The sequence below is a fragment of the Chryseobacterium limigenitum genome (assembly GCF_900114875.1).
In the GTDB taxonomy this organism is placed as follows: domain Bacteria; phylum Bacteroidota; class Bacteroidia; order Flavobacteriales; family Weeksellaceae; genus Chryseobacterium; species Chryseobacterium limigenitum.
Genome location: NZ_FPKW01000044.1, coordinates 1 through 7,720, shown reverse-complemented (window position 1 = coordinate 7,720; position 7,720 = coordinate 1). Strand labels below are relative to the sequence as shown.

At 32.4% G+C, this 7,720-nt stretch carries 5 protein-coding genes and 1 pseudogene; all 6 read left to right on the top strand.

Annotated features, from left to right (window positions below):
• A partial coding sequence (locus BT156_RS21535) for an integrase core domain-containing protein (protein WP_228430227.1) occupies positions 1 to 286 on the top strand: 286 nt, incomplete at its 5' end.
• 364 nt (positions 287 to 650) lie between these two features.
• On the top strand, positions 651 to 866 hold the full coding sequence (locus BT156_RS21525) for an IS3 family transposase (RefSeq protein ID WP_139255562.1): 216 nt from the start codon (positions 651 to 653) through the stop codon (positions 864 to 866).
• A gap of 215 nt (positions 867 to 1,081) precedes the next feature.
• Positions 1,082 to 3,007, top strand: a complete 1,926-nt coding sequence (locus BT156_RS21520; protein WP_072412966.1) for a tetratricopeptide repeat protein — start codon at positions 1,082 to 1,084, stop codon at positions 3,005 to 3,007.
• Complete coding sequence (locus tag BT156_RS21515) at positions 3,004 to 3,765, top strand: LytR/AlgR family response regulator transcription factor (protein WP_072412965.1); 762 nt, start codon at positions 3,004 to 3,006, stop codon at positions 3,763 to 3,765. The genes BT156_RS21520 and BT156_RS21515 overlap by 4 nt, the downstream gene beginning before the upstream one ends.
• A gap of 92 nt (positions 3,766 to 3,857) precedes the next feature.
• Positions 3,858 to 6,098 carry a DUF7619 domain-containing protein gene (locus BT156_RS21510; protein ID WP_072412964.1) on the top strand — a complete coding sequence of 747 codons (2,241 nt, stop codon included), beginning with the start codon at positions 3,858 to 3,860 and terminating at the stop codon, positions 6,096 to 6,098.
• A 92-nt stretch (positions 6,099 to 6,190) separates the two neighbouring features.
• A pseudogene (locus BT156_RS21500) lies at positions 6,191 to 7,387 on the top strand (IS3 family transposase).
• Positions 7,388 to 7,720: the final 333 nt, after the last annotated feature.

Below are 7,720 nucleotides of genomic sequence, written 5' to 3'. Positions count from 1 at the left end.
ATATGCGTGTACAGAATTTACATCAATAGTCGGAAAAAACATTACTCGAAGCATGAGCGGAAAAGGAAATTGTTATGACAATGCTGTAGCTGAGAGCTTTTTCAAAACTCTGAAAACCGAACTTGTCTATCAAAATAAATATGAAACTAGAGATCATGCTAAAAACTCTGTGTTTGAATATATAGAAACATTTTACAACACTCACAGAAGGCATTCGGCTTTAGGAAATTTAACCATAAAAGAGTATCAAAATTTAATGTCTAATCAATCTAAAAATGTAGCATAAAGAGTATATAAATTTTGTCTCAAAAATAGTTGCAAGTTCAATCCTTGGCGGCTCAAGAATTGGGGATTTGCAAAGAAAGTCTAGTCAATTGGAGAAAGCTTCACAAAGAAGGTAAGCTTACAAAGGAAAAACAAATTTCCTCCGATCCTATAAGAGAAGAGTTACTAAGGCTTCTCAAGGAACTTGAAGAAACAAAGCTTGAGCGTGACATCTTAAAAAAGGCGGTAGGCATCTTCTCCAAGAGAGACGGGTAAGACATAAATTTATCAAAGAACACGCTAGTGTGTTTCCTGTCGGGAAGATGTGTAAGGTATTAAAGGTAAGCAGGAGCAGTTTCTATCATTGGAAGAAAAGAAAACCTACTATGCAATCAGAAAGAAGAGCTGTTTTATCTGCGGAGATCTTCAGTATCTATCATTGGAGCCGTTGCAGATATGGAAGCCCCCGGATTGTAAGGGAACTGGAATCAAAAGAAATAAGAGCTTCTCGCCCTTTTGTAGCAAAGCTGATGAGAGAAAGTAACGTCATCATTTTTCGTTTGAATAAGGGTTCTAATTCTGAAAATGTGAAAAGTAATTAAAGGCAACCATCAGGACATTTCTTATTATCTTAATGGTTTCATTAATTCCTCTACATCCAACTCAAGCAAATTAAATATAAGCCTTAATTTTTTTAATTTGGTTTAAGAAGATTCAACAGTTAGAGCTCAAATTCTAATTTAAAAATACCGTTTCCTCATTCATTCCTTTATTTTTTTCATATTTTAATTAAATTTGCTCCCAATTAACACAAACGATGAAAAAAGTTTATACTCTTATTTTCACACTATCATTATTTCTTGTCCCTGCACAAAATACAACTGCAGATTCTTTGGTTAGTACTTTACACCATACCACGAATACTTCATTAAGGACAGAGCTTCTGAATAAAATTTCTGATGCATACAAGAGTTCTGATCCTGATGCTATGCAAAAATATGCGCATAAAGCACTGGTAAACGCAAAAAAAACACATAATGAAAAAGAGGAAGCAAAAGCGTTTCAGAACTTAGGAACATCATATATTATTCTTGGGAATTATAATGATGCCCTTAAATATTTTAATCTATCAGAAAAAATACTTTCCGGGTTAGATCAAAATGACAAAATAGTCCAGGAAATTCTGGCAAAGGTATTCGGAAGTATAGGAATTGTGTATTCTGAACAGAATAATTATGCAAAAGCTCTGGAAAAAGACTTTAAAGCAATGAAGCTTTATGAAAGTATCGATAATAAAGTCCAACTTTCAAAAATCTATAATAATATCGGAGTGATCTATGACTCCATTGACGATGACATAAAGGCGTTGAATTATTACCTTAAAGCTTATAAGATTCAAAAAGAAATAAAAGGTCCCAATCTTGCCGTCTCATGCTCTAATATAGGCTTGATCTATTTGACTGAAAATAATCTGGTAAAAGCCAAACAATTTTTTGATGAAAGTTTAGAAGAGTTTCAGAAAAATCCGAATGCTAGAGCTATGGGAGAATTATACAATAACATTTCTCAATATTATTTTGCCCAAAAAGAACTTAAAACCGCAAAAAATTACTTATTAAAAGCAGAGGAAATATGTAAAAGCACTGAAAATCAATTTGGATTATCAAATACCTATTTATTTTTAGCAAGAATTTATTTTAATGAAAATGATCTTGATCAATCATATGATTTTATTAACAAAAGTCTGAAAATTTCCAGAGATCTGGATTTGCCCGAAGCTATTATGAACTGTGAAAAACTGCTTTCTGAAATTTCTGATAAAAAGGGAAATAAAGAACAGGCTTTTATTCATTTGAAAAATTATAATGTGGCTAAAGAAAGGCTTTCCAAAGCTGAAAATGCAAAGGAAAGATTAAAAGCAGAGCTAAATTTCGAATTTGAGAAAAAACAGATCGAAAAGAAAGAAAAAGCAGATTGGGAGAAAGCAAAATGGATTTTTGGATTTTTACTGTTGACAACTATTTTAATTGGAATATTTTTCTTTTACCGTAATAAGGAACGGGAAAAAACGCTTCTGCTACAAAAACAATTGGCAGAATTTCAGCATAAGGCTTTGCATCTTCAGATGAATCCACATTTTGTGTTCAATTGTCTTGCTGCCATTTCATCTTTTATTGTACAGAATGATAAGGAGGATGCTATAAAATATTTGGCAAAGTTTTCAAAATTAATGCGTCTTACCTTAGATTTTTCCCAAGAATCATTGGTGACCATCGATAAAGAGATTGAAGCTTTGAAAAACTATCTGGAACTTGAACAGTTAAGATTTAATCAGAAGTTTAATTTCAAAATCTTTAAAGATCCATTGATAGAAGATGATACGGTTTTACCTTCACTTTTACTTCAGCCTTATGTGGAAAATTCGGTCATTCATGGGGTTGTTCCCAAAAAGGAAAAAGGTCTTATCACAATCAGTTTTAATCAGACAAAAGAGTTTTTAATTTGTGGGATCGAAGATAACGGAACCGGAATAGAAACTTCTAAAAAAATGAAAGAGAACTCGATGAGTGTACACAAATCTATGGCAATGGAAATTTCAAAAAAAAGATTGGAAACATGGGAAGAACTTGAAAAAAAGAAAGTATATCTGAAAATAGAAGAACTGAAAAATGAAAACGGAACACCCGAAGGTACAAGAGTACTTTTGAAGCTTCCGTTAGAATATATAAAAGGTAAATTATGATTAGTGCTGTGATTATAGATGACGATACCAATCTGCGCGAAGGTATGAAAGCAATGCTCAATCTGTATGCTACTGAAATTGTGGTTTTAGGTGAAGCAGAAAGTGTACAATCCGGTATTAAACTGATAAAAAACCTACAGCCGGATATTGTATTTCTGGATATTTTAATGAATGATGGAACCGGTTTTGACATTTTGGAACAGCTTAATCAGAAACAGGGACAAAACTCTCCTCATATTGTATTTATCACAGCTCACGAAAAGTTTGCTATAAAAGCTTTCAGATTCAGTGCCCTGGATTTTTTATTAAAACCTGTAGATCCGGATGAACTGAAAAACGTTATCGTTAAAATTAAGAATTTACAAAACAAAAACAGCAATTATAAACATATTGAACTGCTCTTAGATAATATAAGCAAGAAAACAGAGAGTTTTAAAAAGATTGCTCTTTCCACCTCTGAAGGGATTCATTTATTTGAAATAAAAGATATTATCAGGTGTGAAAGTGAAAATAATTATACAACGTTTTATGTAAAGGGTCATAGACCCGTTATTATTTCAAAAACACTGAAAGAATATGAGGAACTTTTAGGAGAACATGGTTTTGAGCGTATCCATCAGTCGCATCTCATTAATTTAAATGAATTAAAATCCTATATAAGGAAAGACGGTGGTTTTGTAGTGATGTCAGATGGTTCCCAGCTTTCGGTTTCACAAAGAAAAAAAGAAAGACTGCAGGAATTAATTAACAGACTTTAAATTCTAAATAAAACCCGGCAAATACTCACTTGTTATATATAAAAAGACAATTTATAAATAAATTTGTTTAAAAATTAATTAAAACACTATATATGAAAATAAAATTATTATTACTTTTCTCACTGTTATCCTTAGCAGCTAATGCACAAATTATTAATATTCCTGATGCTAATTTTAAAGATAGGCTTGTATACTCCGCGCCAGGAAATAGTTATGCTAAAGATCTGAACGGAAATTATTTTGCCATAGATGCTAATGGTGACGGAGAAATACAGGTAAGTGAAGCAGAACAGGTTGGAGGATTATACATTGAGGTTACTTCAACAGTCTTTAATAATATAAATAGTTTAACTGGTATAGAATATTTTAATAATCTTACCGAATTTGAATTTATTGGTTCAAATTCTTATCTTTCAAATACTCCGTCAGGTGTTACCACAATTAATTTAAGTAACAAACCGAATTTAAAAAGATTAATACTTACCAAAAATTATTATCTCACAGATTTAAATATTAGTGGATCAACCGGCTTACAATACTTAACATGCAGCGGAAATATAGATTTCTCAAGTATGACTAGTATAGATCTGACAGGTTTATCTAGTCTGAAAGAATTAGATATCAGTTTTAATCAAATTAATAATATAGTTAATCTTAATGACTGTGTAAACCTTGAAAAGTTGAACGTTGCTTACAATAAATTTGTATCAATAGATATTAACAGTTTGCACAAATTGGGTTATGCTGTATTTGCTAACAATCCATTATTGGAATATTTATTCATGAAAAACGGAGTTTTAAATTATGATCCTGCTTCTGTATCTTCTTCCACTTTCGAAGTTGTAGAAGGTTTAAATTATGTAAAATATGTTTGCTGTGATGATAATGAATTAGCAGCATTTACAGATGCTTTTGCAAATTTTACAGGTAGTTTAAACAACGTACATCTCAACACCTATTGTTCATTTGTTCCAGGAGGAAACTACAATACCATCACCGGAACTGTGAGATTTGACGAAAATAACAACGGTTGTGATACCAATGATGAGTTTTTCGAGCATATGAAACTGAAAATAAATGATGGGACTAATACTGGAGAAACTTTTGTAAAAAACAACGGGAAGTTTGATTTTTATACTCAGGCAGGAAGTTTTACGGTAACTGCAGAACCTGAGAACCCAGTACTTTTCACGGTGACTCCTTCCATTTTCACTACAAGTTTCCCTAATAACAATAATAATATATTCAATCAAAATATCTGCGTAACAAAAAATGGGAATGCCAATGACCTGGAAGTTGTGATCGCTCCCGAAACGAATGCAACACCTGGCTTTGATGCAAAATATAAACTCATGTGGAGAAACAAAGGAAATACTACCCTTTCAGGAAATGTAACTCTTACTTTTGACAGCTCAAAAATGAATTTTATTTCTTCTACTCTGCCTTATGCATCAATTGCCGGAAATCATATAACATTCAATTTTACTAATCTGAAGCCTTATGGAAATACTGTGACAGAAATTGTTTTCAATATAAATACTCCATCTCACCCAACAAATCCGGTTAACTCAGGAGATATTTTAAATTTTTCAGCAGTGGTGAATCCTCTTGTAGGAGATATTAAGCCTGAAGATAATAGTTTCAGTTATAAACAAGCAGTGGTGAACTCTTTTGATCCTAATGATATTGTTTGTATAGAAGGAAATTCTATTCCACAATCAATGGTGGGTAAATACCTTCATTACATTGTTAATTTTGAAAATACAGGGACAGCTCCTGCAACCAACATTGTTGTTGAAATGGATGTTGATCCCAACGATTTTGATATTTCCACTCTTCAGCTACAAAATACCTCTCATCAGGTTTATACCAGAGTAAGAGATAATAAAGTAGAGTTTATTATGGAATATGCCAATCTAGGAAACGGAGGCCACGGAAATGTTCTGATGAAAATGGTTTCTAAAAATACATTAACATCAGGAGACAGTGTCAATAATAAAGCTAATATTTATTTCGATTATAATTTCCCTATTGTTACCAACGATGCTGTGACTACAATTGAAAATGGTGGTGTACTGCAAGCTTCAGAAGCCAAAACTGATCATTCAATTACAATATATCCAATCCCGACAAAAGGAGAAGTAAATATTAATGCTGATTCTAAAATCAACTCTGTTGAAGTATATGATGCACAGGGAAGAATTATTCAGAAGCAAATCGGTATCAACAGTCAAAATACAAAGCTTACTATTCACAGTAATTCTTCAGGAGTATTTTTACTTAAAATGAATACAGAAAAAGGAATACTAATGAAAAAGGTCATTAAGAATTAAACAAAGAGTCCGTCTTACAACCAATTTGTGCGGCGGATTGGAGTTGCTAACTTTGTTAGGACACAATTCTTATACTCTTTAACTTTAAGAGTATGAAAAAGATCAGAAAAAATTACAGTTTAGAATTTAAAATCCAAGCAGTATCTTTAAGTGAGCAGCGAGGCAATGTATCCTCGGTAGCTGAAGAATTGGGGATCTGTAAAGAAAGTCTCGTTAATTGGCGAAAACTTCACAAAGAAGGTAAACTTAGCAAGGAAAAACAAATATCCTCTGATCCAATAAGGGAAGAGTTATTGAGACTTCGCAAAGAACTAGAAGAAACAAAGCTTGAACGTGATATCTTAAAAAAGGCGGTAGGCATCTTCTCCAAGAGAGACGGGTAAGATATAAATTTATCAAAGAACACGCTAGTGTGTTTCCTGTCGGGAAGATGTGTGAGGTATTAAAGGTAAGCAGGAGCAGTTTCTATCATTGGAAGAAAAGAAAACCGAGTAAGCAATCAGAAAGAAGAGCCATTTTATCAGCAGAAATCTTTAGTATTTATCATTGGAGCCGTGGGAGATATGGAAGCCCTCGTATTGCCCGAGAACTGGAAGCAAAAGGAATGAGAGCTTCACGTCCTTTGGTGGCCAGACTAATGAGAGAACGCAACCTGAGAAGTATTGTAAAGAAAAAATTTAAGAAGACTACCAATTGGCTACGCCGAACCACTTCGTTAGGTTTCATCTCATCACCCTGTTGTTGAAAATTATTTAAATCAGAATTTTCGGGTTAAAAACAGCAGAGAAGTATGGGTTTCTGATATTACCTATATCCGTACAGGTCAGGGCTGGTTATATCTCACTACAGTTATTGACTTATTTGACAGAAAGGTTATAGGGTGGTCGTTAAGTGAGACGATGAAAGCTCAGGACACCAGTATTGCTGCCTTGAAAATGGCACGACTTCACCGTCCTTTACAGGATCATGATAGCTTGATTTTCCATTCAGATAGAGGGATACAATATGCGTGTACAGAATTTACATCAATAGTCGGAAAAAACATTACTCGAAGTATGAGCGGAAAAGGAAATTGCTATGATAATGCAGTAGCGGAGAGTTTTTTCAAGACCTTAAAAACGGAACTTATTTATCAAAATAAATATGAAACTAGAGACCATGCCAAAAACTCTGTGTTTGAATATATAGAAACATTTTACAACACCCAAAGAAGGCATTCAGCTTTAGGAAATTTAACCATAAGAGAGTATCAAAATTTAATGTCTAATCAATCTAAAAATGTAGCGTAAAGAAGTATATAAATTTTGTCTCAAAAATAGTTGCAAGTTCACTCGCAAGTTGCGAGGTTTTTTGTGTTTTATAAAGCTAAAGCATTAGAAACTCCGACTAGTATTCTAATCGGAGTTTTTTGAATATTTATAACAAAAAATGTTTTTAATGAAAAAAATAATTCAGAAAAACAAACTTGAAATTAAAATTGAAGTTAATTTATTAAGCTATTTTTTTAAATGAATAGTATTAATTTGGTACTTATAATTGATTTTTATTAAAATATTGAAAAAATAATATATATACACTAATTTTTTTGATTGTGATTTTAGATATAATTGTACTGGTTTTCA

Excerpts from the sequence above, each read along its gene's own strand:
- BT156_RS21525 (WP_139255562.1), top strand. The coding sequence starts at position 651 with ATGCAATCAGAAAGAAGAGCTGTTTTATCTGCGGAGATCTTCAGTATC.
- BT156_RS21520 (WP_072412966.1), top strand. The coding sequence starts at position 1,082 with ATGAAAAAAGTTTATACTCTTATTTTCACACTATCATTATTTCTTGTC.
- BT156_RS21515 (WP_072412965.1), top strand. The coding sequence starts at position 3,004 with ATGATTAGTGCTGTGATTATAGATGACGATACCAATCTGCGCGAAGGT.
- BT156_RS21510 (WP_072412964.1), top strand. The coding sequence starts at position 3,858 with ATGAAAATAAAATTATTATTACTTTTCTCACTGTTATCCTTAGCAGCT.